Below are 25,762 nucleotides of genomic sequence, written 5' to 3'. Positions count from 1 at the left end.
CGCCGTATGTCCCATTTATGGTGATATGTCGGCAATTACTCCATTCGAAGTGACATAAAGGATGTGCTCAAATTGCTTCCGCCGCTTCCAAATCCGGCGAGGGGTTACGTAGGCCAGTGATGACACAAGACCGCCGGAGCCACCGCGCGTCAGGGGTGGGCAGTCGACTCCTGCCGGCGAACTGGCGCGTGCGTCCCCGACTGGTCGCGCTGATCCTGCTCCCGACCGCCGCGGCCGTCCTCCTCACCGGCCTCCAGCTCACCACGGCCCTGTCCACGGCCGGCGAGTACCGCCGGATGACCGAGGTCGCCTCGCTGGTCGAGTCGCTCGGAAACCTCTCCCACGAGATGGCCGAGGAACGCGACCTCACCGCCTGGTCCATCGCCGTCGCCACCCGCACCAACCTCAACAGGGTCACGGAGCAGCGCGCGGTGGTCGACCGGAGCGGCGACCAGGCGCTGGCCGCCATGGACGCCCTCGACGCGTCGCAGGCCGCCCGCGTCCGTACCGAGGTCGCCCAGATCCGCCGCTGGCTCGACGGGCTCCCCGGCCTGCGCAGGCTGATGACCGAGGGAAGCGTGCTCCCCCGGGCGGCCCTCGGCATGTACACGCGGATGATCACCGACTTCATCACCCTCCACGACGACCTGGGCCGCAGCGGCGGCGACGAGCGCCTCATCGGAGACGCGCTCGCGCTGGGCGCGCTGACCCGGGCCAAGGAACAGGTCGCCAGGCAGCGGGGCACCCTGCTGGTCAGCTTCCTGGACCGCAAGTTCGACTTCGACGACCCCGCCGACCTCCTCGGCGCGTACCGGAGCCAGCTGAGCGAGGAGAACGCCTTCCGCGCCACCGCCTCCGCCGCCGACACCAAGGGCTTCCGCGACGCGGTCACCGGCCCCAAGGTCGACCAGGCCGACTCCATGCGCGCTCTCGTCATGTCCCTCATGCGCGAGAACAAGCCGCTGGAGCGCGGCCGAGGCTGGCTCGTGAGCGCCAACACCTGGTACGGCGCCTCCACCTCGATCGTGGACGGCATGCGGACCGTCGAGCGCCGCCTGGCGTCCGCGGTCGTCTCCCGCAGCCAGGAGATGGAGAGCGCCGAGCAGCGCAGCGCGGTGATCTCCGGTGCCTCGATCCTGGTCCTGCTGGTCCTGATCCTGCTCATCACCGCCTGGGTGGCCGGCACGCTCGTCCGGCCGCTGCGCAGGCTGCGCAGCGAGGCGCTCGAAGTGGCCGACACCCGGCTGCCCGAGACCGTCCGGGTGCTGCGGGAGTCCGGCGACCAGGCCCCGAACGTCGAGGTGCCCTCCATCGGAGTGGCCTCCCGCGACGAGATCGGGGAAGTGGCCAGGGCCTTCGACGAGGTCCACCGCGAGGCCATCCGGCTCGCCGGTGACGAGGCCCGACTGCGCAGCAACATCAACGCGATGTTCGTCAACCTCTCCCGCCGCACCCAGTCGCTGGTGGAACGGCAGATCGACCTCATCGACGACCTGGAGCAGGGCGAGCAGGACGAGGGCCGGCTGGGCAGCCTCTTCAAGCTGGACCACCTGGCCACCCGCATGCGCCGCAACTCCGAGAACCTCCTGGTCCTCGCGGGCCAGGAGCAGAGCCGCCGGTGGAGCGAGCCGGTCCCGCTCAGCGACGTCGTCCGCGCCTCGCTGTCGGAGGTCGAGAACTACGAGCGGGTCAACCTCCGGGTCGAGTCGGGTATCTCGATCATCGGCCAGGCCGTCAACGACATCGTCCACCTGGTCGCCGAGCTCGTCGAGAACGCGATCTTCTTCTCGCCGCAGGACACCAAGATCACGGTGACCAGCAACGGCAACGAGATGGGCGCCGTCATCCTGGCGGTCACCGACTCCGGCATCGGGATGAGCGACGAGGAACTGGCCGAGGCGAACCGCCGCCTGGCCGAGCCCCCCGCGGTGGACCTGTCGGTCTCCCGCCGGATGGGCCTGTTCGTGGTCGGCCGCCTGGCCATGCGCCACGGCATCAGGGTCCAGCTCAGGCGCCCGGAGACCGGCGGCCTCAGCGCCGTCGTGCTCCTGCCGGCGCAGGTGGTGGCCCAGTCCACGATGATGCCCGAGATGGCGCTGTCGGGGCAGGGCATGCCGTCCGGCTCCTTCGGGGGCCCGTCGAACTCGTTCGGCTCCATGTCCAGCATGACCAGCATGTCCAACCTGTCCGGCCAGGATCCGTTCGGCTCGGTGAACCCCGACCCGTTCGGCTCCGCCCCGAACCCGGACCCGTTCGGGACCGGGCGCGGTGCCCGCCAGCAGGCCGGTCCCGGGGCGCCGCCCGCCCAGGCGCCTCCCCGGGTGCCGGCGCCGACGTCCGCGGACCTGTGGTCGGGACCGGTGGTGCCCGCCTCGGCGGTGGAGGACCTGTGGTCGTCCCCGCTGGCGTCGACCGCGCCGCCGTCGTTCCCCTCGGCCTGGCCCGACCCGCCGGCGATCGACCCCTGGACGCCGCAGCGGCTGGAACCGATGGAGAACACCCAGGCCCTTCCCGTGGTCGAGGTGCCGCCGACGGAACCGGAGCCCGAGGAGTTCCTGCCGATCTTCGCGGCGGTGGGGTCCGACTGGTTCCGCAGCGGTGCGGCGGCCGTCCCCGAGCCGGAGCGGGAGGTCGCTCCCGAGCCGGTGGCCGAGGTCAGGCCGCGGCCGCTGGAGCAGCGGGTCAGGCGCGGGCCGCAGGGGCTGGAGACCCAGAACATCCCGCAGATCACGCATTCCACGCCACCGCCGCAGCAGCACCAGCCGCTGCCGCAGCGGGCACCCCAGCAGGCCTCCCAGCAGGCACCGCAGCAGGCGCAGCCGTTGCCGCAGCGGACGCCCCAGCCGGCGCAGCAGCCCAGGCAGGCCGAGCCGGTCGCCGAGAGGCAGCCGTGGAGCACTCCCTCCGACCAGGGCTGGGCGGCAGCCGAGGTCGCGAAGAAGCCCGTGGAGGGCGGGGTGACCGGAGCGGGCCTTCCGAAGCGGGTGCCCAAGGCGAACCTCGTGCCCGGAGCCGCCTCGGCGGCCTCGGCGGCTCCGGCCCCCCCGATGCCGCCGATCTCGGCGGAACGGGTGCGCAGCCGTCTGTCCAGTTTCCAGCAAGGCGTACGGCAGGGGCGTGCTGAGATGAGCGAGCGCGCCAACGCCGTCGAGGGAGAGAACCAGCAGTGAACAACCAACTCAGCCAGGCCGCGCGCGGCTTCAACTGGCTGATCACCGAGTTCGTCAAGGAGATGCCCGGAGTGGCGCACGCGGTGATCGTCTCCGCGGACGGGCTTCCGCTGGCCTACTCCCAGGGCTTCCCCAAGGACAGGGCGGACCAGCTCGCCGCGATCACGGCCGGCCTGATCAGCCTCACCCAGGGCGCCTCCCGGGTCTTCGAGGGCGGTCCCGTGGCACAGACGGTGATCGAGATGCAGCGGGGCCTCCTGCTGACCATGTCGATCAGCGACGGTTCCGCGCTGGCCGTGCTGGCCTCGCCGGACTGCGACATGGGCCTCGTGGCCTACCAGATGACATTGCTCGCAGAGCGTGCCGGCCAGGCCCTTACGCCTGCGCTCCGGGCCGAACTGCAGTCGGTTCAGCGATAGGGGGGTGATATGGACGCACCAGGTTGGCGTGGCCCGGAGGAATCTCTGGGCACGTCCCAGGCCAAGAGCGGGCGAGATCGTTTGATTCGCCCGTACGCTGTGACCGGGGGCAGGACCGCTCCCCGGATGCAGCTCGCTCTTGAGGCGCTGGTCTCCTCGGCGACGTTCGTGGGCGTGGACCCCTCCACGCTCTCCACGGAATATCAGGCGATCATCTCGTTGTCCCGGCAGGTGCGCTCGGTTGCCGAGCTCTCCGCTCTGTTGCGCATGCCTCTCGGCGTGACCCGGGTGTTGATCGCGGACATGGCGGCCGAGGGCCTGGTGCAGATCCACCAGCCTTCGCTGGATGCGGGTAAGCCGGATCTCAATTTGCTTGAAAGGGTGCTCAGTGGGCTTCGCAGGCTCTGACGCCGGAATGACGTCGACGAAGATCGTCGTTGCCGGCGGGTTCGGTGTCGGCAAGACGACCTTCGTCGGCGCGGTCTCCGAGATCATGCCGCTGACCACGGAAGCGGTGATGACGGAGGCGAGTGCGGACGTCGACGACCTCTCGCACATTCCGACAAAGCGCACCACCACGGTCGCGATGGACTTCGGCCGTGTCTCGCTGGACCGCGACCTGATCCTGTACCTGTTCGGTACGCCGGGTCAGCACCGGTTCTGGTTCATGTGGGACGACCTCGTGAAGGGCGCGATCGGTGCGATCGTGCTCGTCGACACCCGGAGGCTGGCCGACAGCTTCCCGGCGATCGACTACTTCGAGGAGGCCGGCCTGCCGTTCGTCGTGGCCCTCAACGGGTTCGGCGGATCGCACGTCCACGGTGAGGAGGAGGTGCGGGAGGCTCTCACGATCTCCCCGCACATCCCCGTCGTCCGGACCGACGCCCGGTCCCGCGACGCCGTGAAGTCGACCTTGATCACCTTGGTCGAGCACGTCCTGACGCTCAGGGTCTGACGTCACGGTGTGGGCCCCGTCCCTGGTGGGACGGGGCCCACACCTGTTTTCGCTGGGCATTTGTTCATTTGATGAGAATGCCCGAAATTAAGCGATAAAGCATTCCGTAAAGCCGCTCGAATTCGGCAGTGGCACGGATCGGCGCGACGCGCTTCCGGTCGTGAACGCGTTGGGTGACCGCCTGGACGCGCCGCAGCGTCATTTCCCCGGACACGCCAATGGCCCGCGACGCCGATCGATCACACGATCACCGATTTCACGGCGGTCGTTTCCGTTCCGTGCGGAGAACGGGCCCGGGTGAAATGAGGGGCCGCCGGAAAGAGGGGCGGCTTAAAGAGGGGCGGCGGAGCCGGACTCAGGCGAACTCATTGGAAAGGGGATCCGCGCGGAGCGGGCCCGAGCGCGAGAGGGGCCGGGTGAAAGCGGGCCCGGGTGGAAAGCGGGGCCGCGCGGAAAGGGCGCGAAACGGCGGCGGCCGGTGGCGTGAACCTCACGCCACCGGCCGCCGTCCCCTCGCCGTCCCTAAATCGGCAGGGCCTCCACGATGGAGGAACCGCCGGTGAGGTCTATCTGCCGGCTGAGCCGGAAACCCGCCTTGCCCAGGAGTTCCGCGTACTCGGAGGTGCTGCGCTCCATGCCCTCGCCGAACAGGGCCAGCATCCGCATGTCGACGTCCTTGCTGATGTGCGGCCTGGAGTCGTCGGGGACCACGAACTCCACGATGAGCACCCGGCCGTCGTCGGAGATGACCTCCCGGATGTTGCGCAGGATCCGCGTCGAGTCCTCGTCGGACCAGTTGTGGAGCACGCTGCTCAGCATGTAGGCGTCCGCCCCGGCGGGCACGGAGACGAAGAAGTCGCCGTCGACGAATTTGCAACGATCTTCAAGACCGGCCTCGGTGAAGAACTCCCTGGCCCCGCTGACCACGTGTTCCTGGTCGAACAGCACCCCGCCGACAGCTGAGTGCTCCTTTAGTACGGCGGCCAGGATGTGCCCCTTGCCGCCGGCCACGTCCACCAGGGTCCGCACGCCGGAGAAGTCGTAGCGGGAGGCCACGGCCTCCGCGAACGGCTGCGCCCTGACCACCATGTAGTCGTCGAACAGCGCGCCCGCCTCGGGGTTGGCCTTGAGGTACCCGTAGAGAGGCCCGTGCCGCTCCATGAAGCCCGACCTGCCGGTACGCACGGTCTGCGGGATCTTGCCCATGCCGTACCAGAAGCCGTCCTCGGCGATCATCCGCACCGCGGAGCGCAGCGAGCCCGGCGTGTCCTCGCCGAGGGTGGCACCCGCCTCGGTCAGCTCGTACGTGCCGGGCGCGGCGGTCGCGACCATGCCCATGGAGGCGAGCTGGCGCAGCACCCTGCCGAGCGCGGGCGCGTTGGCGCCGCAGCGCAGCGCGAGCTCGTCGACGGTTAGGGCGCCGTCTCGCAGGTGGTCGGCGCAGCCCAGCTCGGCCATCGTGGCCAGGGCGGCGAAACGGGAGACACCACCGATCGCGTCCCAGACCGGTGCCTGTGGGTCGCTCATGCGAATCCTCTCTTCTCCGGTGCGCGCTCCGGAGGTGAATCGTGTTTCCTGAGGGGGTGCTTCAGGGAGCCGGGTCTCCTGGGCTGGGGTGCTCCGGGGAGCCCGGTTTCCCGGGGGTGCTTCAGGGGGTCCAGGCCGACGGGCTCCGCCTGCCGCGTACCAGGCGGCCGACCTCGGCGCGCAGGTGCACGAAGCCGGGGTGCTCGCGGGTGGTGATCTGGTCGCGCGGCCCCGGCAGGTCCACGCGCAGGTCGCCCACGATCCCGGCGGGGGCCTTGGACAGGACCACGACGCGGTCGCCGACGTAGACGCTCTCGTCGATGTCGTGGGTGATCAGCACGATCGTCATGTTGTGCAGCCCGCGGACCCGCAGGGTCAGGTCCTCCAGGTCCTCGCGGGTCTGGGCGTCGACGGAGCCGAACGGCTCGTCCATCAGCAGCAGCGCCGGACGGTAGGCCAGCGCGCGGGCGATGGATACCCGCTGCTGCATGCCGCCGGACAGCTGCCACGGGTACTTGGCCGCGGCTCCCTGCAGCCCGACCTCCTCCAGCGCCTCCAGCGCCGATTCCCTGCGCCGCTTCTTGTCCTGGCCCCTGCGGCGCAGCGGGAGAGAGACGTTGTCGGCCACCGACATCCAGGGGAACAGGGAGCGGCTGTAGTCCTGGAAGACCACGGCCAGGTTGTCGGGTGTCTGCTCGACGCGGACGCCGTTGAGCGTGACCTGGCCGCCGGTGGGCCGGATCAGCCCCGCGATGGAGCGCAGCAGGGTGGACTTGCCGCACCCGGAGGGGCCGACGACGCACACCAGCTCACCCTGGGCGACCTTCAGATTGACGCCGCCCAGCGCGTTGTGCGCGGTCGGCCCGCTGCCGTAGGTATGGGACAGGTTCGTGATTTCGAGCACAGCAGGTCCTCAGGTCGTCTGCTTGGCGGATCGGTGCCAGGACAGGACACGTCGCTCGGCCGCCAGGAACGCCGAGTTGAGCGCGTATCCCAGGACGCCGAGCACCACGATGGTCGCCCACACGGCGGGGAAGTCGTACGACCTCTGGGCGTCCAGGAGCTGGAAGCCGATCCCGTCGGTGCTGCCGATCAGCTCGGAGAGCACCATGAGGATGAGCGCCAGCGACAGGCTGACCCGGAGCCCGGCGAAGATCTTCGGCATGGCCGAGGGAAGGATGACCCGGAACAGCCGCTCGCCGCCCGTCAGCCCGAAGACCCGCGCGGTGTCCAGGTGCTGGCGGTCGACGTGCCTCGCCCCCTCGCAGGCGTTGATCAGGACCGGCCAGACGATGCCGAACGCGATGAAGTTGATCTGCATCCGGGGACCGATGGCGAACAGCGCCAGGAACAGCGCGAGCAGCATGGGCGGGGGAATGGCGCGGGCGAACTGCACCAGCGGGTCGACGAGGCGGAAGAGCAGCGGGGAGCGGCCCAGGGCGACCCCGAGGGCGATCCCGGCGACCCCGGCCAGCACCCACCCGGCCAGCAGCCGGCCGACGCTCGCGGGAATGTTCTCCAGCGCCGCGTCGGTGAGCCACAGCCGCTCCGCGGGACCGGTGAGCCACAGCGTGTACGCGCTGGCCGCGATCTGCGACGGAGGCGGGAAGCTCAGCATCTCCAGGTAGCGGGTGAACAGCTCCCACAGCGCCACGACGGCCACGACCGGCCACAGCCGGTTGACGACGCGCGTCGCGCCGCTCATCACACCACCTCCGTACGGGCGGTGTGCCAGCGGAAGAGCCGCCGTTCCACGAGCACGAACAGGCTGTTGGTGACCACGCCGATGACACCGGCCCACATGGCGGCGGCGATGACGTACTGCGTCGCGTCCACGCCGCCCGCGCTCTCCAGGACGTAGCTGCCGATGCCGTCGGCGCCGCCGCCGATCAGCTCCGTGCTGATCGCCACGATGAGCGCGATCGCCGACGCCAGCCGGATGCCGGTGGCGATGAAGGGCGCGGTGCTCGGCAGGGAGACCCGCCACAGCACGGCCGACTTCCCGAACCCGAAGCTGCGGAGCGTCTCCTTGGCGAGGGGATCGACGTCCTTGAGGCCGTACATCGTGTTGATCAGGACGGGCCAGGTCGCCGCGTAGACGACCAGGGTGACCTTCATGTCGAACCGCTCGGAGAACACGGCGAGAGCCAGCGGGATCAGCGCGATCGACGGGATCGGGCGCAGGAACTCCACGATCGGCCGCAGCGCGTTCTCCACGCGGGGCAGGCTGCCGAGCAGGAACCCGGCGGGCACCGCGATGGCGACCGTGATCAGCAGCCCGGTCGCCCACGCGCCGAGGGTCGAGACGACGTCGGAGAGGAACTCCCCGTCCGTCACGAGGGCGACCGCCCGGCCGAGCACGGTGGAGACCAGCGGGAACGCGAGCGGGTCGATCAGCCCGGCCCGGCCCGCGGCCTCCATGACGCAGAACAGCCCCGCGACGCCGAGGGCGCCGCAGAGCAGTCTGCTGTCGAGCGGGTTGCGCCTCGTCACCCGAGGTTTCCGGGGAGGATGGCCTTGGCCTGGAGCGGGCTGGTGAGGTAACCCTGCTCCAGCATGAGGTCGGCGACCCGCTGCAGGCGGGTCTCGTCAAGGCTGGTGGGGAAGGACCCGAGCGTGATGACGGCCGCGGTCGCGGCGTCGATCTTGGTGTAGGTCGGCAGGATCTCCTCGACGGCCTTACGGTCGGTGGCGGCGATCTGCTGGGCCTTGGCGACCGCGCGCTGGAAGGCGGCGACCGTCTTGGGGTTCTCGGTGGCGAACTTCTCGGTGACGGCCACGCCCGCGATGGGGAAGTCGGCGGTGGAGTCGACCATCGTATCGGCGAGCTTCTGGGCGCCGAGGTTCTTCTGCACCGCGGTCAGGGCCGGCTCGGTCATCCAGGCGGCGTCGACGGTCTTGCTGGCCAGCTGGGCCCCCATCTCGGGGAAGGGGAACTCGACGAACTCCACGTCCTTCTCGGTGAGGCCGTTCGTCTTGAGCACCGTGGTCACCGCCAGGGTGCCGATGTTCTGCTTGCTGTTGACCGCGATCTTCTTGCCCTTGAGGTCGGCGGGCGTCTTGATCCCGGAGTCCTTCGGCACCATGAGGTTGAACGAGTTCGGGGCGGCCTGGTAGAGGTCAGAGATGATCTTCATCTTCTGGCCCTTGGAGACGGCGAGGAAGGTCGAGACGTAGTTCGTCTGCGTGGCGTCCAGGGTGCCGCCCATGAGACCCTGCTGGGCCTGGGCGCCGCCGGGCACCGGCTCGATCTCTACGGTGAGACCTTCCTCCTTGAAGAAGCCCCGCTTGTTGGCGATGTAGAGCGCCGCCGAGTCGGGGATCGGCAGAGCCCCCATTTTGATGCTGGTCTTCTCCAGGCCACCCGCGTTCGCGGCGCTGGTGGTGTCATTGGAGGAGTCAGAGCCTCCGCAGGCGCTCAGCGCGAGGGCGGCGGCCACTCCCGCGATGACGGCACGGCTCGCAAGTTTGAACCTCATGGGTCTCCTTAGCTGCGTTTGACCGCCCCTGCCGGAACTCGCGGTAACTCATCGGGCGACATGGAGGGGGTCCCGGGAGGCATGTTGGTCAAGGGGGGTATGCCGACCGCGGATCAGAGTAGCGGAGTAGATCAGTCAAATTACAAATATTGCCTCTTTAGCCCCTAAGCCACAAAACGGTCACGGGACTCTCAGTCGCCTCACCCGTATCAATCACTGGATGTGCGGACTTAGCGGGCGTAGGGAAAGAAGTCAATAAATCTGTTTCGCAACTTTGTGGAAGTTTGCGGTTACAGGACGGAGAGTCATCGCCCGGTTGCGGATGCTGTGTGCCTGTTACGTGAAGAATGCGAGTTATGTGCTGTTGGCCGAACTCATCCGGCTGTGCTCCAATAACCCCTACCCCATGGATGCGTCGGCGTCACTCGCACATCATTGCGTGACGCGATCCCCTCCAAGCAGACGATCCGAGGAGAGGCAGCGGAGGCCAGTGAGGACAGCGTCAATCCCCAGCGAACGCGAATCCGGGCTGGCACCTGCCCTGGGATTCGACAACCAGGGGGGACGGCCGCAGAGCGGCCCGGGTCAGGATCCCGACGGTCGCGACTCCGAGAAGTCCGCGAGGAACGGCGGCCGGCTCGCGCTCAAGAACTGGCGAGTGAGATCGCGCTTGATCGCGCTCATCGTCATTCCCACCGTCGCCGCGATCGTGCTGGGCGGCCTGCGGGTCACCAGCTCGATCAGCAGCGCCGCCGAGTACGAGCGCGTGCGCACCACCGCCGAGCTCACCGCCGGTCTCAGTGACCTGGTCAACGAGCTGCAGCTCGAACGAGACCTGTCGGCCCGGCACGTGGCGGGAGGCAGGCAGGCCAGCAGCAGGACGACCCTGCGCAAGCAGTACGGGTCCGTCGACCAGGTCGTCGCGCGGGTGAGCGTCCTCGTCGACAACGCCATGACCGACAGCGGCCTCCTGGAGGCCCTCGGCACCCGGGGCGCGACCGAGCTCACCCAGATCCGCCGCCGCATCGACGAGCTCAAGAGCGTGCGCGAACTGGCCGCGGGTGACAAGACCAGCCTGCCGGCCCAGCCCACGATCGCCATGTACTCCCGCACCATGGTCGACCTGATCGCCCTGCACGACGAGATCATCCAGGGTGTCTCGGACGAGAACCTCACCGGCGGCGCGGCCTCGTTCGCCGCGTTGACCAGGGCGAAGGAACAGGCGTCCAGGGAGCGGGCGAACCTCGCCGCCGCCCTCGTCGTCAGGGGGTTCAGCGCCGAGGGCCTCGACGCCATGCTGGCCGCCCGCGCCCAGTTCGACGGCGAGCTCGCGGCCTTCCGCTCCGAGGCCTCGATCCAGCAGCGCCAGCTCTACGACGACACGGTCAGCAGCCCGAAGAAGGACCGCGCGGCGGCGACGCGCGCCCGCGCCGTCTTCCTCGCCCTCAACGGCCGGCCGCTGGTGAACGTCGACGTCTCCAAGAGCGAGCTCAGCGACCTGCAGTCCTGGTTCGACTCCTCCACCGACATCATCGACCGCATGCGGCTGGTGGAGGAGGAGGTCGCCAAGACCCTCATCATGCAGAGCTCGGACCTGCAGGCGTCCGAGCAGCGCGGCGCGCTGATCGCCGCCGGGCTGAGCGGACTGCTGCTCCTCCTCGTCCTGATCGTCACCGCCGTCATGGCGCGGTCGCTGGTCAGGCCGCTGCGCAGGCTCCGTACCGAGGCGCTCTCCATCGCCGGCCAGCGTCTCCCCGAGACCGTCCAGACGATGCGCGAGAGCGGCGAGGTCTCGACCGCCGACATCACCCCGATCGGTGTCGCCTCCGACGACGAGATCGGTGAGGTGGCGCGGGCCTTCGACGAGGTCCACCGTGAGGCCGTCCGGCTGGCGGGCCAGGAGGCCACGCTGCGGAGCAACGTCAACTCGATGTTCGTCAACCTCTCCCGGCGCAGCCAGACCCTGGTCGAACGCCAGCTCTCCCTCATCGAGAGCCTGGAGCAGGGCGAGCAGGACGAGGGCCGGCTCGGCAGCCTCTTCCGGCTCGACCACCTCGCCACCCGCATGCGCCGTAACTCCGAGAACCTCCTGGTCCTCGCCGGCCAGGAACCCGCCCGCCGGTGGAGCCAGCCGGTCCCGCTCATCGACGTGGTCCGCGCCTCCCTGTCGGAGGTCGAGAACTACGAGCGGGTCGACCTGCAGCTGTCCGCGGGCGTGTCCGTGGTGGGCACCTCCGTCAACGACGTCGTCCACCTGGTCGCGGAGCTCGTGGAGAACGCGATCTCCTTCTCCCCCCGCGAGACCAAGGTCATCGTCTCCAGCAACCGCATCGACGGCGGCGGAGTGATGGTATCGGTCACCGACATCGGCATCGGCATGACCGCCGAGGAGCTCTCCCAGGCCAACTGGCGGCTGGCCAACCCGCCGGTGGTGGACGTCTCCGTCTCCCGCCGGATGGGCCTGTTCGTGGTCGGCCGCCTCGCCCTGCGGCACGGCATCCGCGTCCAGCTCAGGCAGCAGGACAGCGGCGGCCTGACCGCGATGGTCCTGCTCCCGGAGAACCTGCTCGCCGTCACCAACCGGCCGGGCGGGCCCACCAACCCCAGCATGCAGAGCGGCGACTGGGCCGGATCCATGGCCTCCATGGACCGCCCGCCCGTGCTGGCCAGCCCCACCTCCCCGCCGATGCCGTCCTTCGCCTCGTTCGAGGCCGCCCACCAGAACTCGTTCGCCTCCTTCGACATGGGGCAGCAGTTCAACTCCTTCGAGGCCTCGCAGCCTCCCTTCGGAGGCGGCCAGTTCGGGCAGGCGCCCGTCGACACCCCCTGGCCGGGACAGGTACCGCCGCCCGGTGCCGACCCCGGCCACGGCTGGCCGAACGCCTCCCAGCCCGACCCCTCGGGGTGGCGGCAGGGACAGGGCGGTTCCCGCGGTGACGCGGGGGTGTGGTCCACCGGCCCGAACGCGACCCCGCGCGGCGACGCCCCCGTCTGGCCCGGCGGTCAGCAGAGCAGGGACACCGGCTCCGACGTCTGGTCCACCTCCTCGCGCGGCGACTCCGGAGGCTGGCCGTCCACCGGCAACTCCGGGCCGTTCGGGCGGCGCGTCTTCGACCCGGCGGACAACACCGGCCCGCTGCCGGTGATCCCCGACGCCTCTCCCATGGAAGAGGCGAAGGAGGAGTTCCTGCCGATCTTCGCGGCCGTCGAGTCCGACTGGTTCAAGAAGGTCGAGCCGGCCCCGGTCGTCCAGGAGCGCGTCGAGGAGGCCCCCCAGGCCCAGGCCGCCCAGGAGACCGTCCAGCTCTCGCAACCGGCCGCCCCCGCACCGGGGAACGGCTGGTCGTCGCCCGCCGACGTGGGCTGGCAGGCCGCCAAGGCCGCCAGCGAGCCCTCGCTCGGCGGGGTCACCGGTTCGGGGCTGCCCAAGCGGGTGCCCAAGGCGAACCTGGTACCCGGTACGGCCGCGCCCGACCTGAGCGCGGCCCCCCAAACTCCCGTGCACCGGCCGGCTGTCTCCCCCGAGGCGGTGCGCAGCAGGCTGGCGAGCTTCCAGCAGGGAGTACGGCAGGGCCGCGCGGCCGCCAGGGGCGGCGCCGGGGACGGGCGGCCGTATCCCGACTTCGGCCGGGATGTTGAAGGAAACAAGGAGGACCGGTGAGCGAGCTCATCATGGTCGCCAAGGAGGATGACACGTGCGCGAAATGAGCCAGGCCGCCCGGGGGGTCAATTGGCTGATCACCGACTTTGTGAACAACGTCCCAGGTGTGGCGCACACGGTCGTCGTGTCAGCCGACGGTCTGCCGTTGGCGTACTCGGACGGATTTCCCAGGGACAGGGCCGACCAGCTGGCCGCGGTCGCGGCCGGCCTGATCAGCCTGACCCAGGGTGCCTCGCGGGTTTTCGAGGGCGGTGCGGTCACCCAGACCGTGGTGGAGATGCAGCGAGGGCTGCTCCTCATCATGTCCATCAGTGACGGTTCCTGTCTGGCGGTGCTGGCCGCCGCCGACTGTGACATGGGGCTGGTGGCCTACCAGATGACGATGCTCGTCGAGCGGGCGGGTCAGGTGCTGACCCCGGCAGTCCGCGCCGAACTGCAGTCTTCCCACTCACGGTGACGGCTATGACGCTAGGAGGCTGTCGTGGCAGGCCGCGGCTGGACCGGTGAGGGCGACCCGCACGGCGGGTATCCCTACCAATCGATGGACGACCCGCACCGGCATCAGGGTGGTCCTTCCCATCTCATGCACTCGGCGCCGTCGGAGCAGAGCTCCCTCGTCCGTCCGTACGCCGTGACCGGGGGGCGCACCGCCCCCCGGACCCAACTCGCCCTGGAGGCCCTGGTCTCCTCGGCGACCTCCATACATCATGATTTATCCACCCGCACCCCGGAGTATCAGGGGATCAGTGCCCTGTGCCGGCAAGTGCGTTCGGTCGCTGAGATCTCCGCGATGCTCCGCATCCCGCTCGGCGTGACCAGGATCCTGGTGGCCGACATGGCCGCCGAGGGCCTGGTGCAGATCCACCAGCCGCAGCTGGACGCGGGCAAGCCGGATCTCAACCTGCTGGAAAGGGTGCTCAGTGGACTTCGCAGGCTCTAGCCGCGGCGGCGGCCTGACATCGACGAAAATCGTCGTCGCCGGGGGATTCGGTGTTGGCAAGACCACCTTCGTGGGGGCGGTGTCGGAGATTCTGCCGCTGACCACGGAAGCGGTGATGACCGACGCCAGCGCCGGGATCGACGATCTCGGCCTCACACCCAACAAGACCACCACCACGGTCGCCATGGACTTCGGACGCGTCTCGCTGGACCGCGACCTGATCCTGTACCTGTTCGGTACGCCGGGTCAGCACCGGTTCTGGTTCATGTGGGACGACCTGGTCCGCGGCGCGATCGGCGCGATCGTGCTCGTCGACACCCGGCGGCTGGCCGACAGCTTCCCGGCGATCGACTACTTCGAGGAGGCCAAGCTCCCCTTCGTCGTCGCGGTCAACGGCTGGGACGGCACCTACCTCCACGGTGAGGAGGAGGTGCGCGAGGCGCTGACCCTGGCCCCGCACATCCCCATCTCCCGGACCGACGCCCGCTCGCGCGACGCGGTGAAGGCCACGCTCATCACGCTTGTGGAACACGCGCTCACCATGCGGATGGCCGTCCCCGGCTGGGGTCGCTGACCGCTGGAGGGCGTCAGTCGCACCTCCCAGCGGATAGGCTGGGAGGTCGAGTCGCAGACCTGTAGCGCAGAGGCTGGCCAATCACGTGTTCGAGACGCTTTCCGACCGGCTGACATCGGTCTTCTCCTCCCTTCGATCCAAGGGTCGGCTGTCCGAGGCCGACATCGACGCGACCTGCCGCGAGATCCGCATCGCGCTGCTTGAGGCCGACGTCGCGCTGCCCGTGGTCAAGGCGTTCGTCGCCCAGGTCAAGGAACGCGCCCGCGGCGTCGAGGTCTCCCAGGCGCTGAACCCGGCGCAGCAGGTCGTGAAGATCGTCAACGACGAGCTCATCGAGATCCTCGGCGGCGAGACCCGGCGGCTTCGCTACGCGAAGAACCCGCCGACCGTCATCATGCTCGCGGGCCTGCAGGGCGCGGGCAAGACGACCCTGGCAGGCAAGCTGGCCCGCTGGCTGCGTGAGCAGAACCACACGCCGCTGCTGGTCGCCGCCGACCTCCAGCGGCCCAACGCCGTCCAGCAGCTCTCGGTCGTGGCCGAGCGCGCGGGCGTCGCGGTCTACGCGCCCGAGCCCGGCAACGGCGTCGGCGACCCGGTCGCCGTGGCCCGCCAGTCGATCGACCACGCCAAGCGGCAGCAGCACGACATCGTCATCATCGACACCGCGGGCCGCCTGGGCATCGACCAGGAGCTGATGAGGCAGGCGGCCGACATCCGCGACGCGGTCTCGCCCGACGAGGTCCTGTTCGTCGTCGACGCCATGATCGGCCAGGACGCCGTCTCCACGGCCCAGGCCTTCATGGAGGGCGTGGGCTTCGACGGCGTCGTGCTGACCAAGCTCGACGGCGACGCCCGCGGTGGCGCCGCCCTGTCGGTCCGCCACATCACCGGCAGGCCGATCATGTTCGCGTCGACCGGTGAGAAGCTTGAGGACTTCGACGCCTTCCACCCCGACCGGATGGCGTCCCGCATCCTCGACATGGGTGACATCCTCACCCTGATCGAGCAGGCGCAGAAGACCTTCGACGAGGCCGAGGCCGCCAAGATGGCGAGCAAGCTCACCTCGGGCGAGGGCTTCACCCTGGAGGACTTCCTAGAGCAGATGATGATGGTCCAGAAGATGGGCCCCATCAAGAACCTGCTCGGGATGATGCCCGGCATGGGGCAGATGCGCGAGCAGCTCAACCAGGTCGACGACCGCGATCTCGACCGCATCGCCGCCATCATCCGCTCGATGACCCCCGCCGAGCGCCACAACCCGAAGATGATCGACGGCTCCCGCCGGGCCCGCATCGCCAAGGGTTCCGGCGTGACGGTGACCGAGGTGAGCGGGCTGGTCACCCGTTTCTTCGACGCCCAGAAGATGATGAAGCGGATGGCTGGCGGCATGGGCATCCCCGGCATGCCGGGCGGCCGCAAGGGCGGCAAGGCCGCGCAGAAGAAGGCGGCCAAGGGACGCAGGGTGAGCGGCGACCCGCGCAAGGCGGCGCTCGGCAAGGCCGCCGCCGACAAGACCGACGAGCCCGCGACCCCCGCGGGCAACGGCCTCCTCGGCAAGCTGGGCTCCCGGCAGCAGCTGCCGCCGGGCCTGGAGCTGCCGCCGGGCTTCGACCCCTCGAAGTTCAAGCTCCCCGGGCAGAAATGAGCGACGACGGCTTCCACACGCGCGCCAGGTGGATCTGGGTGATCATCGTCGGGGGTTTCATCCTCGTCGCCGTTCTCGAACTCCTCGGGGTACGCCCCAAGTAGTCCTCCCACCGGAGCCCGCCGCCTCCGGGCTCACGCGCCGAGGTCGAGTACGGCACGGGCGACGAGGCCGCAGGGAACGGCTGGAACCGCCGGGACGGCGGGAACGACGGAGACGTCTGGAACGGCGGGAACGGCGGGAACGGCGGGAACACAGCTGTCATGGGCGATCCCGGCGGGACCGGGATCCCCGGCAGGGCCGGAGGTCCCGCCATGGCCGGGATCCTGAGCGGGACCGAGGCTCCGGACGGGGCTGGGATCGTCGTCAGGGCCGGAATCCTCAGCGGGACCGAGACCCCGAACGGGACGGGGACCACCGGCGAGCCGGGTGTTTCCGGCCGCACCGCGCTTCCTCGCGGGAACGGCGCCCCGGGCGCGGCCTCCGGCACGACGGGATCCCCACGCCACGCGGGTGCTCCGGGCGGCACGGGTGCTCCGGGCGCCCCCCACGGGGCCCGGGAGTGCCCGGGGACGTGATCCCGGCCGGTTCCGGGGAGCCCGGGGGTTCCCGAGGCCCCGGTGGTTCCGGTGCCTCCGGTCGTCCCGTCGGTTCCCGCGCTCCCGGCGGTTTCTCCGAGATCCCCGCGGGGGCCCTCAAGATTCCCGAGGACCCCTCCGAGGATTCCGAGGGTCTCCCTGAGGGTTCCGGCGGGAGTTCCGGTGGGGGAGGAGACGGGGGCCGGGGACACGTCGGCCTGGCCCGCGGGGGTCGTCGCCCTGATGGCCAGCACCGCGCCCAGCACGGTGACGGATCCGGTCGCGGTCAGCAGCAGAGATCTGAGGGTGGTTGCCACGGCGGCCATTTAGCGCACCAGGCCGCCCCGCCCGGGGGCCCGGACACACGGGGATTACCGAGATTTGCCCTCCGGCCGCCGTACCGGATGGCCGCGGGTTGGCCGGGCACCCCCGCGCGTCTGGCACAATGACATGTTGGAACATCGTGACACGTGGTTGCCCTCTCACTCCCGCGTGCCATGCCTGTCCCTCGAACGATCCTCTCCTCGTGCCCCACTCGATGAGACGCCGTTCACCCACGCTCTAATGCAGGAGAGACCACACCAGTGGCAGTCAAGATCAAGCTCAAGCGGCTCGGCATGATCCGCAACCCGCAGTACCGCATCGTCATCGCCGACAGCCGCACCAAGCGTGACGGCCGGGCGATCGAGGAGATCGGCCTGTACCACCCGAAGGAGAACCCCTCGCGCATCGAGGTCGACTCCGACCGGGCGGCCTACTGGCTGGGTGTCGGCGCGCAGCCGACCGAGCCCGTGCTCAAGCTCCTCAAGCTCACCGGCGACTGGCAGAAGTTCAAGGGCGAGCCGGCTCCGGCTCCGCTCCTGGTCGCCGAGCCCAAGGCCGACCGTCACGCCGTCTACGAGGCCGCGGCCAAGGAGGCGCTCTCCCTGGAGGCCGCCACCACGCCGAAGAAGTCGACCCGCAAGGCGGCTCCCAAGGCCGACGAGGCTCCGAAGGCCGAAGAGGCCAAGGCCGAGGCCCCCAAGCCTGAGGCCCCCAAGGCCGAAGAGGCCGCCGCCGAGACCCCGGCCGAGCCCACCGCGGCCGCCGAGGAGAAGCCGGAAGGCGAGGCCTGAGGTGCTCGAGGAGGCCCTCGAGCACCTGGTGAAGGGCATCGTCGAGCATCCTGACGACGTCCAGGTTCACGCTCGCCGCATCCGCAGCGGGCGTGTGCTTGAGGTCCGGGTCCACCCCGAGGACCTCGGTAAGGTCATCGGCCGCGGCGGCCGTACGGCCAAGGCGCTTCGCACGGTCGTGAACGCCCTCGGCGACGGCAAGTACGTCCGGGTCGATCTTCTCGACCTGAACGAGGCCCGCTAGCCGGCGAGACGCGTCCATCGAGCGAACGGGCCACCCGCCCAGTGTGGGTGGCCCGTCCGTTTTCCGCAGACACCACAGACACCACTACGTGAGGAGGCGGGCGTGCAGCTCGTCGTAGGCCGGATCGGCCGCCCGCACGGGCTCCGCGGGGACGTGTCCGTGGAGGTGCGCACCGACGAGCCGGACCGGCGCTTCGCCCCGGGTACCTCCCTGGCCACCGACCCCGCGTCGACGGGCCCGCTGGTCGTCGAGTCCCGCCGCTGGCACTCCGGGATCCTGCTGGTCAGGTTCGAGGGCGTGACCGGCCGCGACCAGGCCGAGGACCTCCGCGGCACCATGCTCGTCATCGACTCGGACGACATCCCGCCCCCCGACGACCCCGACGAGTTCTACGACCACCAGCTCGTCGGCCTCACCGTGGTCAAACCCGACGGCGAGGTGGTGGGAGAGGTGTCCGACGTGCTCCACCACGGCCAGGACCTGCTCGTCGTACGACGCGGCAGGACCGGGACCGCCGGGGCCGCCGAGGTCTACGTGCCGTTCGTCAAGGCGCTGGTCCCCGAGGTCGATCTCGTCAAGGGCGTCCTCGTCGTGGACGGCCCCGCCGGACTGCTCGACCCGGACGAGATCGCCTGACATGCGCGTCGACGTCATCTCCATCTTCCCCGAGTACTTCGCCCCCCTCGACGTCTCCCTCATCGGCAAGGCCCGGGAGCGGGGCATCCTCGACGTCCACCTCCACCAGCTTCGCGACCACGCCCACGACGTGCACCGCACCGTGGACGACACCCCCTACGGCGGCGGTCCCGGCATGGTCATGAAGCCGGGCCCCTGGGGGGAGGCCGTCGACGCGGTCCTCGCCGCCGCCCCGGACGCCCCGCCCCGGATGATCGTGCCGACCCCCAGCGGGGTGCCCTTCACCCAGAGGCTGGCGATGGAGTACGCCGCCGAGCCGTGGCTGCTGTTCACCCCGGCCCGCTACGAGGGCATCGACTCCCGGGTGATGGCCGAGTACGGCGCCCGGATGCGCGTGGACGAGGTCAGCGTCGGCGACTACGTGCTCGCCGGGGGCGAGGTGGCGGTGCTGGTGATGATCGAGGCCGTCGGGCGGCTGCTGCCGGGCGTGCTCGGCAACGTCAACTCGGCCGTGGACGACTCCTTCGCGCCGGGCGCGATGGAGAACCTCCTGGAGGGCCCCGTCTACACCAAGCCGCCCGAGTGGCGGGGGCACGAGGTGCCGGAGGTCCTGCTCTCCGGGCACCACGGGAAGGTCGCCAGGTGGCGGCGGGACCAGGCGCTGCGCCGTACCGCCAGGAACAGGCCCGAGCTGCTGGCGGCGCTCGACCCGGAGAGCCTGGACAAGCACGACAGGCGGACCCTGCAGGAGCTGGACCTCCCCGAGGCGGGCCCCGCGGACCCCGCGGGTCCGGCCGTCCTGACCGGTTGATTTCCGGTCGGTCGGGAAAATATGGCAGACTAAAGCGTTGCCGCCGACTGCCCATCCGGTCCCCAGACCGGTCTCATCGCGGCCGGCCAGCTCCGAGACATAGTCCACTTCAGCACGCGTGTCCATCGCGACGCCGCTCCGTCGCGGCCGGATGGACCTCCGTGTGCGCTCCTAAATGAGGTACCACTGCCATGCACACGCTGATCAGCGAGCTCGAGAAGTCCGCGCTCCGCACCGATGTCCCGGACTTCCGGCCCGGTGACACTCTTGAGGTCCACGTCAGGGTCATCGAGGGCAGCCGGTCCCGTGTCCAGGTCTTCAAGGGTTTCGTCCTGCGCCGCCAGGGCGGCGGCTCCCGTGAGACCTTCACCGTCCGCAAGGTCAGCTACAGCGTCGGTGTCGAGCGGACCTTCCCGGTGCACAGCCCGGTCATCGAGAAGATCACCCTCGTGACCCGTGGCGACGTCCGCCGCGCCAAGCTCTACTACATGCGTGACCTGCGCGGCAAGGCCGCCCGCATCCGCGAGAAGCGCGACGCCCGCTAGGCGCGTCAGCGTCTTCCGACCTGGCCCGCGCCCCCGACACCGGGGAGCGGGCCAGTCGCATGTAAGGAGGTTTGACCTCCTATGGCAATACGCATGGCTATGCGGTACCCCGTCACTCAAGCACTGGGTACCGCCCATCATCTAGGCTCGTCAGCGATGACTAGCGAAGACCGGGAGTACGGCGCAGTCTCGCGTCGACCTGTCGAGGACGAGGTGGACGTGGTCGCCGAAGACACTCAGAAGAGCGCCGAGGACGGCAAGGGCAAGAAGAAGGGCTCCTTCTGGAAGGAGCTGCCTGTCCTGGTGGTCGTGGCGTTGGTGCTCGCCCTCATAATCAAGACCTTCGTGATCCAGGCCTTCTACATCCCGTCCGAGTCGATGGAGAACACCCTCCTCACGAACGACCGGGTCCTGGTCAACAAGCTCGTCTACCGCGTCCGCGACATCGAGCGCGGCGACGTCGTGGTCTTCTCCGGGGTCGACTCGTGGGACCCCGAGATCGACCTTGAGGAGCCGCCCAACCCGGTCGCGGGGTTCTTCCGCTGGATCGGCACCGCCTTCGGCGTGGTCCCCGGCGAGAAGGACTACATCAAGCGGGTCATCGGCGTCGCCGGCGACACCGTGAAGTGCTGCGACGCCAAGGGCCGGGTGACGGTCAACGGGGTCCCCCTCGACGAGGAGTACCTCTACCCCGGCGACGTGCCGTCCCAGAGCTTCTTCGAGGCCAAGGTCGGCGAGGGGCGGCTGTGGGTGATGGGCGACCACCGGCTGGTCTCCCTCGACTCCCGTTCCCATCTCGGCGACCCCGGAGGCGGGACGATCCCGGTGGACGAGGTGATCGGCCGGGCCTTCGTGATCGTGTGGCCGTTCTCCAGGGCCACGACCCTTCCCATTCCCGACACCTTCGGCCAGCCGGCCCTCAAGGCCGCCGCGGCCCTGGGAGGGGCCACCCCGCTCCTCGCGGGCTTCGCGGGCGCCGTGCCGCTGGTGCTGTGGCGTCGTCGTCGGCTCTCAAGGCGGTAGCCCCCTCTCATGACCGTGGAACCCGAGGACGCGAAGAAAGAGAAGAGCGGCAAGGGCGGTGGCCTGCGCGAGTCGCTGTTCCTGCTGGTGTGCGGGGTGGTGGTGGCGCTGCTGTTGCAGGTGTTCGTCTTCCAGTCGTTCTACATCCCGTCCGAGTCGATGGAGCGGACCCTCGTCGAGGGCGACCGGGTGGTCGTCAACAAGCTGCACGGTGACTCCGAGCGCGGTGACATCGTGGTCTTCGAGGGCTGGAACAACGAGCACACCATCAAGCGGGTGATCGCGGTCGGCGGTGACACGGTGAAGTGCTGTGACGCCAAGAGGCGGATCACGGTCAACGGGATTCCGCTCGACGAGAGCTCCTACCTCTACTCCGAGGACTTCCCCTCGGGGGACCCGTTCGAGAAGATCGTTCCCGAGGGGCGGCTGTGGGTGATGGGCGATCACCGCACCGCCTCCGCGGACTCGCGGGCCCACGAGGAACGGCTGGGAGAGGGCTCGATCCCGGAGAGCGACGTCATCGGCCGTGCCGTCGCGATCTACTGGCCGTTCTCCAGGGCCACGATCCTTTCGAGACCGGAGAGCTTCCTCAAGGTGAGATAGCGGTACCGAATGCACCGGAGGGGGCGTACTCTCTGGTCATGGTCGCTCTGTCACCCGTGGTGCCATGACGGTTGCGTTTCGCCCCAGACCCAGCGTGGTCCGGCGGGATTCTGGACTGTACGGCTACGAGCGGGCTCTCAGCCGACGCGGGCTCGGTCCCGTGGCGGGAGTCGACGAGGCGGGCCGGGGCGCCTGCGCCGGGCCGCTGGTGGTCGCCGCCGTGGTGCTCGGCGGTCGGATGATCGACGGCCTGGACGACTCCAAGCTGCTGACGGCCTCCCGGCGCGAGGCGCTGTTCGAGCGGATCACGGTGACCGCGGAGGCGGTGAGCGTGGTGGTGATCCCGCCGGGTGAGATCGACGCCCGGGGGCTCCACAGATCCAACATCGGAGGAATGCGCAGGGCCGTGGCACGGTTACCCTGTCACCCCGGCTACGTTCTGACCGATGGGTTCCCCGTTCCCGGCCTGCCCGCGCCGTCGCTGGGCGTGTGGAAGGGAGATCAGGTCGCGGCCTGCATCGCCGCGGCCTCGATCGTGGCCAAGGTGACGCGGGACGAGATGATGGTGGCGCTGCACGAACGCCATCCCCGGTACGGATTCGCCGTGCACAAGGGGTATGGCACCGCCGATCATCGCAGGGCTCTCAGCACCTACGGTCCGTGTCCGGATCACCGCTTCTCGTTCTCGACGGTGGCGCGGTCAGGAGCGGGCGAGGTGATGGGTGAGAATGAAGTGGGGGCCGGTGCCGTCTGATCGGGCGGGCCGGGGTGGGCGTTTAACAGGAGGACCGGTATGAGCGCAGAGGATCTCGAAAAGTACGAAACCGAGATGGAGCTGCAGCTTTACCGTGAGTACCGCGACGTTGTCGGCCTCTTCACCTATGTCGTGGAGACCGAGCGGCGCTTCTATCTCACCAATTCCGTCGATCTTGACGTGCGCACCGCCGAGAACGGTGACGTCTTCTTCGACGTGAAGATGCAGGACGCCTGGGTCTGGGACATGTACCGCCCGGCGAGGTTCGTCAAGAACGTCCGCGTGGTGACCTTCAAGGACGTGAACGTCGAGGAGCTCGCCAAGCCCGACCTGGAGATGCCAAAGGAGGGCTTCTCCTCCTGAGCGGCTTTCCCTGAGGGCTTTCCCGGCCCGTTTCCCCGAACGGCCCTGAGGGGGCCGTCCACGGGGCCGGAGGGTCAGGGTGCCCTGGAGTGAGGCTGGGCGCTTCGAGGCCTCGTGGTGCGGCTGAGCGGCCGCGAGACGTTGTCCACAGCCATGCCCCACGCCCGGCCGGTTTTCCACAGAATCGCGTTCGGCTTCTCGGGGGTGCGGTGAGCTGAGCGAAGGTCTGGAACCGGAGGTGGTTCCATGGCCGCGAAAGACGAGCTCGGCAAGCACGGTGAGCAGCTCGCCGTCGACTATCTGCTGGCGCACGACCTGCAGATCCTGGATCGCAACTGGCGGTGTCCCGACGGGGAGATCGACATCGTCGCCCGGGAGGGGCGCACGCTCGTCGCGGTGGAGGTGAAGACCCGCTCCGGCCGCAGTCACGGCACCGCGTTCGAAGCGGTCACCGCCGCGAAGATCGCGCGTCTGCGCAGGCTCGCGGCCGGCTGGCTCGCCGGGCGTCAGGAGCGATTCGACGCGATCCGCGTCGACGTCGTCGCGCTGGAGCGGTTCGCCGGGGATTTCGTCCTCCGCCACGAGCGGGGGGTGTGCTGATGTCTCCCGGCTCGTCGACGTTTCCCCGCGTGCCGATCTCTTTCGGCGTGCCGATGTCTTCCAGGGTGTCGATGTCTCCCGGCTCGTCGACGTCTTCCAAAGCGCTGGCGTCTTCCAGCGTGCCGGAGTCTCCCGGACCGTCGGTGTCTCCCGGCCTGTCGGCGTCTCCCGGCCTGTCGTGGATCATCCGCTCCTCGCGGGAGGTGGGGTGAGTGGCCGTCGCACGCACGCGCTGCGTCGCCCTGGTCGGGGTGACCGGCCGTCTCGTCGAGGTCGAGGCCGATGTCGGCAGCGGCGTGGCGGGTCTCCATCTCATCGGCATGCTCGACACCGCGCTGAGCGAGGCCCGGGACCGGGTCCGCTCCGCCCTGGTCAACAGCCGTTACGCCTGGCCCGACGCCCGGATCACGGTCAGCCTGTTCCCCGCCAGCCTGCCCAAGCGCGGAAGCCTGTTCGACGTCGCGATCGCCATGGCCCTGCTCGCGGCGGCCGGGTTCGTGCCCGCCGCCAGGGTCGCCGAGCCGCTCTTCCTGGGTGAGCTGGGCCTGGACGGCTCGGTCAGGCCGGTGCGGGGTGTGCTCCCCGCCGTGCTGGCGGCCGTCGCCGCCGGTGCCCGCACCGTCGTCGTCCCCGCCCGTAACGCCGCCGAGGCCGGTCTCGTGCCGGGGGTGACCGTGGTTCCCGCGACCACGCTGGGGGCGCTGGTGAGCTGGTTGCGGAGCGACGAGCCGGTGACGGGTCTCCCGCCGGGTGCCGGAGGTGCCGGAGGGGGGCGCGCAGGAGAGCCCGGTGCCGGTGCCGGTGCCGGAGATCGGGCCTCGGGTGCCGTGGGCCCGCTCCCGCCGGGATTTCCCGGCGAGATCGGTCCCGGAGACGCGCACGACGCCGGGGATGGCTCGGGCGACACCCCCGATCTGGGGGACGTCGCGGGGCAGCCGCTCGCCCGTCGCGCGCTGGAGATCTGCGCCGCCGGAGGACACAACCTCTGGATGCTCGGTCCCCCCGGCACCGGCAAGACCATGCTCGCCGAGCGGTTGCCGACCCTGCTCCCCGCTCTGGAGCGGGACCAGGCCCTGGAGGTGACCGCCATCCACTCGATCGCCGGCGTGCTGCCCAGGGACCGCCCCCTGCTGGTCCGCCCGCCGTTCGTGGCGCCCCACCACACCGCGACCGTCGCCTCCGTCATCGGCGGGGGCAGCGGGATGATCCGTCCGGGGGCGGTCTCACTCGCCCATCAGGGGGTGCTCTTCCTGGACGAGTCCAGGTAGTCAGAGTCACCGCACACGAACGGCGAGGTAACTCTGACTACGAAGGACGATGCCTGACCAGGGCGGCAACCCCGGTCAGGCGAGCACCGGAAGGTCTAGTTCCAAGTGCGTGTTCACCGTACACCGCAGGTCCGTCACTTCACTCAGCTCAGCAACGTGGTTCTCCGCGACAGCCGTCTCAGCTTCACGGCCCGTGGCATCCTCGCGTTCCTCCTGTCGCTGCCCGATGGGGCACGGCACGACGCTCACACCCTCGCGGACGGCAACCCCGGCGTAGGCCGTCGGGGGGTCTCCAAGGCTCTGGACGAACTGATCTTGCACGGCTACTACGTTCGTCGCGCTGTGCGGGACGATGCGGGCCGAGTGCGTACCGAGACGGCCGTGTACGACACCCCTCAGGGCAAGGGCTCACAGCTCAAGCCGACGGACGCCTTCCCGTCCAGCGGTGGCCCAATCGACGGTGTCGCGGTCACGAACCCCAAGGGGTTTAAGACTCAGGAAGAAAACACCAACCCTCCTACGACGGCGACGAGCGAGGTTCCCGAGCCTGTACGGCCCGCTGACGTGGTCACGGAGGGCGGGGAGGGTTCTAACTCCCTCGACGACAAGACGGCCGCGTGTGCGGCCCTGGTGGCCCGTCTGGGGCGCGTAGAGCCCCGGCTGACTGTCGGACAGCGTGAGATGGGGCGCGTGCTGCCCCTGGTAGCTGAGTGGCTAGGGCGCGGCGCTACCGAAGCGCAGATCAGGGCCACGCTGACGACGGGCCTGCCCGACGAGCTTCGTTCTCCCGTGGCGCTGATCATTCACCGGCTCAAGGCAAAGATGCCCGCCCCTATGGCTGTAGCCCCGAAG

26 protein-coding genes and 2 pseudogenes are annotated in these 25,762 nt (G+C 69.6%); 21 read left to right on the top strand and 7 right to left on the bottom strand.

From position 1 onward, the window contains the following. Nucleotides 1–188 precede the first annotated feature (188 nt). From ACSC1Q_RS15745 to ACSC1Q_RS15730, 4 genes are read left to right on the top strand one after another with little or no spacing between them, the layout of a single operon-like run. Nucleotides 189–3,170, top strand: a complete 2,982-nt coding sequence (locus tag ACSC1Q_RS15745) for a sensor histidine kinase (protein ID WP_436759448.1) — start codon at nucleotides 189–191, stop codon at nucleotides 3,168–3,170. Further along, on the top strand, nucleotides 3,167–3,589 hold the full coding sequence (locus ACSC1Q_RS15740; RefSeq protein ID WP_030906232.1) for a roadblock/LC7 domain-containing protein: 423 nt from the start codon (nucleotides 3,167–3,169) through the stop codon (nucleotides 3,587–3,589). Before ACSC1Q_RS15745 ends, ACSC1Q_RS15740 begins: the two co-directional genes overlap by 4 nt. Nucleotides 3,590–3,598: 9 nt before the next feature. Then, a complete protein-coding gene (locus ACSC1Q_RS15735; protein ID WP_436759447.1) occupies nucleotides 3,599–3,997 on the top strand; it encodes a DUF742 domain-containing protein in 399 nt (132 codons plus the stop codon). A gap of 7 nt (nucleotides 3,998–4,004) precedes the next feature. Next, nucleotides 4,005–4,544: a GTP-binding protein gene (locus tag ACSC1Q_RS15730; protein ID WP_329091233.1), complete on the top strand. Its 540-nt coding sequence runs from the start codon at nucleotides 4,005–4,007 to the stop codon at nucleotides 4,542–4,544. A gap of 64 nt (nucleotides 4,545–4,608) precedes the next feature. On the opposite strand, the gene ACSC1Q_RS15725 is transcribed toward ACSC1Q_RS15730, so the two are convergent. From ACSC1Q_RS15725 to ACSC1Q_RS15700, 6 genes are all read right to left on the bottom strand, one after another. Then, entirely contained in the window at nucleotides 4,609–4,746 is a 138-nt protein-coding gene (locus ACSC1Q_RS15725; RefSeq protein ID WP_436759446.1) for a hypothetical protein, read from the bottom strand. Between the two features lie 320 nt (nucleotides 4,747–5,066). Continuing rightward, entirely contained in the window at nucleotides 5,067–6,071 is a 1,005-nt protein-coding gene (locus ACSC1Q_RS15720; protein ID WP_436759445.1) for a methyltransferase, read from the bottom strand. Between the two features lie 121 nt (nucleotides 6,072–6,192). Continuing rightward, nucleotides 6,193–6,975 (bottom strand): ABC transporter ATP-binding protein, encoded by a 783-nt coding sequence (locus ACSC1Q_RS15715; protein WP_436759444.1) that lies wholly within the window; start codon nucleotides 6,973–6,975, stop codon nucleotides 6,193–6,195. Nucleotides 6,976–6,984: 9 nt separating this feature from the next. Continuing rightward, a complete protein-coding gene (locus ACSC1Q_RS15710) occupies nucleotides 6,985–7,776 on the bottom strand; it encodes an ABC transporter permease (RefSeq protein ID WP_436759443.1) in 792 nt (263 codons plus the stop codon). Further along, nucleotides 7,776–8,564 carry an ABC transporter permease gene (locus ACSC1Q_RS15705; protein ID WP_436759442.1) on the bottom strand — a complete coding sequence of 263 codons (789 nt, stop codon included), beginning with the start codon at nucleotides 8,562–8,564 and terminating at the stop codon, nucleotides 7,776–7,778. The genes ACSC1Q_RS15710 and ACSC1Q_RS15705 overlap by 1 nt, the downstream gene beginning before the upstream one ends. Next, complete coding sequence (locus tag ACSC1Q_RS15700) at nucleotides 8,561–9,550, bottom strand: ABC transporter substrate-binding protein (protein WP_436759441.1); 990 nt, start codon at nucleotides 9,548–9,550, stop codon at nucleotides 8,561–8,563. Before ACSC1Q_RS15700 ends, ACSC1Q_RS15705 begins: the two co-directional genes overlap by 4 nt. Before the next feature lie 658 nt (nucleotides 9,551–10,208). On the opposite strand from ACSC1Q_RS15700, the gene ACSC1Q_RS15695 reads away from it, so the two are divergent. The 17 genes and pseudogenes from ACSC1Q_RS15695 to ACSC1Q_RS15615 form a co-directional block, all read left to right on the top strand. Further along, complete coding sequence (locus tag ACSC1Q_RS15695) at nucleotides 10,209–13,211, top strand: sensor histidine kinase (RefSeq protein ID WP_436759440.1); 3,003 nt, start codon at nucleotides 10,209–10,211, stop codon at nucleotides 13,209–13,211. A 43-nt stretch (nucleotides 13,212–13,254) separates the two neighbouring features. After that, a complete protein-coding gene (locus ACSC1Q_RS15690; RefSeq protein ID WP_326646986.1) occupies nucleotides 13,255–13,668 on the top strand; it encodes a roadblock/LC7 domain-containing protein in 414 nt (137 codons plus the stop codon). A 24-nt stretch (nucleotides 13,669–13,692) separates the two neighbouring features. Next, entirely contained in the window at nucleotides 13,693–14,151 is a 459-nt protein-coding gene (locus ACSC1Q_RS15685; protein WP_436759439.1) for a DUF742 domain-containing protein, read from the top strand. A gap of 13 nt (nucleotides 14,152–14,164) precedes the next feature. Then, entirely contained in the window at nucleotides 14,165–14,725 is a 561-nt protein-coding gene (locus ACSC1Q_RS15680; protein WP_031158879.1) for a GTP-binding protein, read from the top strand. A gap of 85 nt (nucleotides 14,726–14,810) precedes the next feature. After that, on the top strand, nucleotides 14,811–16,370 hold the full coding sequence (gene ffh, locus ACSC1Q_RS15675; RefSeq protein WP_436759438.1) for a signal recognition particle protein: 1,560 nt from the start codon (nucleotides 14,811–14,813) through the stop codon (nucleotides 16,368–16,370). Nucleotides 16,371–17,131: 761 nt separating this feature from the next. After that, nucleotides 17,132–17,278 carry a hypothetical protein gene (locus ACSC1Q_RS15670; protein WP_436759437.1) on the top strand — a complete coding sequence of 49 codons (147 nt, stop codon included), beginning with the start codon at nucleotides 17,132–17,134 and terminating at the stop codon, nucleotides 17,276–17,278. Between the two features lie 254 nt (nucleotides 17,279–17,532). Beyond that, nucleotides 17,533–17,970, top strand: a pseudogene (gene rpsP / locus ACSC1Q_RS15665) (30S ribosomal protein S16); the annotation flags it as partial. A gap of 94 nt (nucleotides 17,971–18,064) precedes the next feature. Beyond that, on the top strand, nucleotides 18,065–18,307 hold the full coding sequence (locus tag ACSC1Q_RS15660) for an RNA-binding protein (protein ID WP_329091253.1): 243 nt from the start codon (nucleotides 18,065–18,067) through the stop codon (nucleotides 18,305–18,307). 102 nt (nucleotides 18,308–18,409) lie between these two features. Beyond that, on the top strand, nucleotides 18,410–18,943 hold the full coding sequence (gene rimM, locus ACSC1Q_RS15655) for a ribosome maturation factor RimM (RefSeq protein ID WP_436759436.1): 534 nt from the start codon (nucleotides 18,410–18,412) through the stop codon (nucleotides 18,941–18,943). Between the two features lies 1 nt (nucleotide 18,944). Further along, nucleotides 18,945–19,754 carry a tRNA (guanosine(37)-N1)-methyltransferase TrmD gene (gene trmD, locus ACSC1Q_RS15650; RefSeq protein ID WP_436759435.1) on the top strand — a complete coding sequence of 270 codons (810 nt, stop codon included), beginning with the start codon at nucleotides 18,945–18,947 and terminating at the stop codon, nucleotides 19,752–19,754. 191 nt (nucleotides 19,755–19,945) lie between these two features. Beyond that, on the top strand, nucleotides 19,946–20,299 hold the full coding sequence (gene rplS / locus ACSC1Q_RS15645) for a 50S ribosomal protein L19 (protein ID WP_344746403.1): 354 nt from the start codon (nucleotides 19,946–19,948) through the stop codon (nucleotides 20,297–20,299). A gap of 156 nt (nucleotides 20,300–20,455) precedes the next feature. Beyond that, entirely contained in the window at nucleotides 20,456–21,322 is an 867-nt protein-coding gene (gene lepB, locus ACSC1Q_RS15640; protein ID WP_436759434.1) for a signal peptidase I, read from the top strand. A 9-nt stretch (nucleotides 21,323–21,331) separates the two neighbouring features. Continuing rightward, nucleotides 21,332–21,925: a signal peptidase I gene (gene lepB / locus ACSC1Q_RS15635; RefSeq protein ID WP_436759433.1), complete on the top strand. Its 594-nt coding sequence runs from the start codon at nucleotides 21,332–21,334 to the stop codon at nucleotides 21,923–21,925. Nucleotides 21,926–21,989: 64 nt separating this feature from the next. Next, entirely contained in the window at nucleotides 21,990–22,679 is a 690-nt protein-coding gene (locus tag ACSC1Q_RS15630) for a ribonuclease HII (RefSeq protein ID WP_436759432.1), read from the top strand. A 39-nt stretch (nucleotides 22,680–22,718) separates the two neighbouring features. Continuing rightward, nucleotides 22,719–23,042: a DUF2469 domain-containing protein gene (locus tag ACSC1Q_RS15625; protein ID WP_030511723.1), complete on the top strand. Its 324-nt coding sequence runs from the start codon at nucleotides 22,719–22,721 to the stop codon at nucleotides 23,040–23,042. Between the two features lie 246 nt (nucleotides 23,043–23,288). Further along, entirely contained in the window at nucleotides 23,289–23,642 is a 354-nt protein-coding gene (locus ACSC1Q_RS15620) for a YraN family protein (RefSeq protein WP_436759431.1), read from the top strand. Nucleotides 23,643–23,854: 212 nt separating this feature from the next. Next, nucleotides 23,855–24,904: pseudogene (locus ACSC1Q_RS15615) on the top strand (ATP-binding protein); the annotation flags it as partial. An 81-nt stretch (nucleotides 24,905–24,985) separates the two neighbouring features. Here the strand turns inward: ACSC1Q_RS15615 and ACSC1Q_RS15610 are convergent. Further along, the gene (locus ACSC1Q_RS15610; protein WP_436759430.1) at nucleotides 24,986–25,231 is read right to left on the bottom strand and encodes a hypothetical protein; all 246 of its coding nucleotides are present in this window, start codon (nucleotides 25,229–25,231) and stop codon (nucleotides 24,986–24,988) included. Nucleotides 25,232–25,762: the final 531 nt, after the last annotated feature.

The organism is Streptosporangium heterodermiicola (genome assembly GCF_051390675.1).
Taxonomy (GTDB): Bacteria; Actinomycetota; Actinomycetes; order Streptosporangiales; family Streptosporangiaceae; genus Streptosporangium.
This window is presented reverse-complemented; position numbering and strand designations above follow the sequence as displayed.

Coding starts and splice junctions, on each gene's coding strand:
- ACSC1Q_RS15735 (WP_436759447.1), top strand. CDS start 3,599: ATGGACGCACCAGGTTGGCGTGGCCCGGAGGAATCTCTGGGCACGTCC.
- ACSC1Q_RS15730 (WP_329091233.1), top strand. CDS start 4,005: ATGACGTCGACGAAGATCGTCGTTGCCGGCGGGTTCGGTGTCGGCAAG.
- ACSC1Q_RS15725 (WP_436759446.1), bottom strand. CDS start 4,746: ATGACGCTGCGGCGCGTCCAGGCGGTCACCCAACGCGTTCACGACCGG.
- ACSC1Q_RS15720 (WP_436759445.1), bottom strand. CDS start 6,071: ATGAGCGACCCACAGGCACCGGTCTGGGACGCGATCGGTGGTGTCTCC.
- ACSC1Q_RS15710 (WP_436759443.1), bottom strand. CDS start 7,776: ATGAGCGGCGCGACGCGCGTCGTCAACCGGCTGTGGCCGGTCGTGGCC.
- ACSC1Q_RS15700 (WP_436759441.1), bottom strand. CDS start 9,550: ATGAGGTTCAAACTTGCGAGCCGTGCCGTCATCGCGGGAGTGGCCGCC.
- ACSC1Q_RS15690 (WP_326646986.1), top strand. CDS start 13,255: ATGAGCCAGGCCGCCCGGGGGGTCAATTGGCTGATCACCGACTTTGTG.
- trmD (WP_436759435.1), top strand. CDS start 18,945: ATGCGCGTCGACGTCATCTCCATCTTCCCCGAGTACTTCGCCCCCCTC.
- rplS (WP_344746403.1), top strand. CDS start 19,946: ATGCACACGCTGATCAGCGAGCTCGAGAAGTCCGCGCTCCGCACCGAT.
- lepB (WP_436759434.1), top strand. CDS start 20,456: ATGACTAGCGAAGACCGGGAGTACGGCGCAGTCTCGCGTCGACCTGTC.
- lepB (WP_436759433.1), top strand. CDS start 21,332: ATGACCGTGGAACCCGAGGACGCGAAGAAAGAGAAGAGCGGCAAGGGC.
- ACSC1Q_RS15630 (WP_436759432.1), top strand. CDS start 21,990: ATGACGGTTGCGTTTCGCCCCAGACCCAGCGTGGTCCGGCGGGATTCT.
- ACSC1Q_RS15625 (WP_030511723.1), top strand. CDS start 22,719: ATGAGCGCAGAGGATCTCGAAAAGTACGAAACCGAGATGGAGCTGCAG.
- ACSC1Q_RS15620 (WP_436759431.1), top strand. CDS start 23,289: ATGGCCGCGAAAGACGAGCTCGGCAAGCACGGTGAGCAGCTCGCCGTC.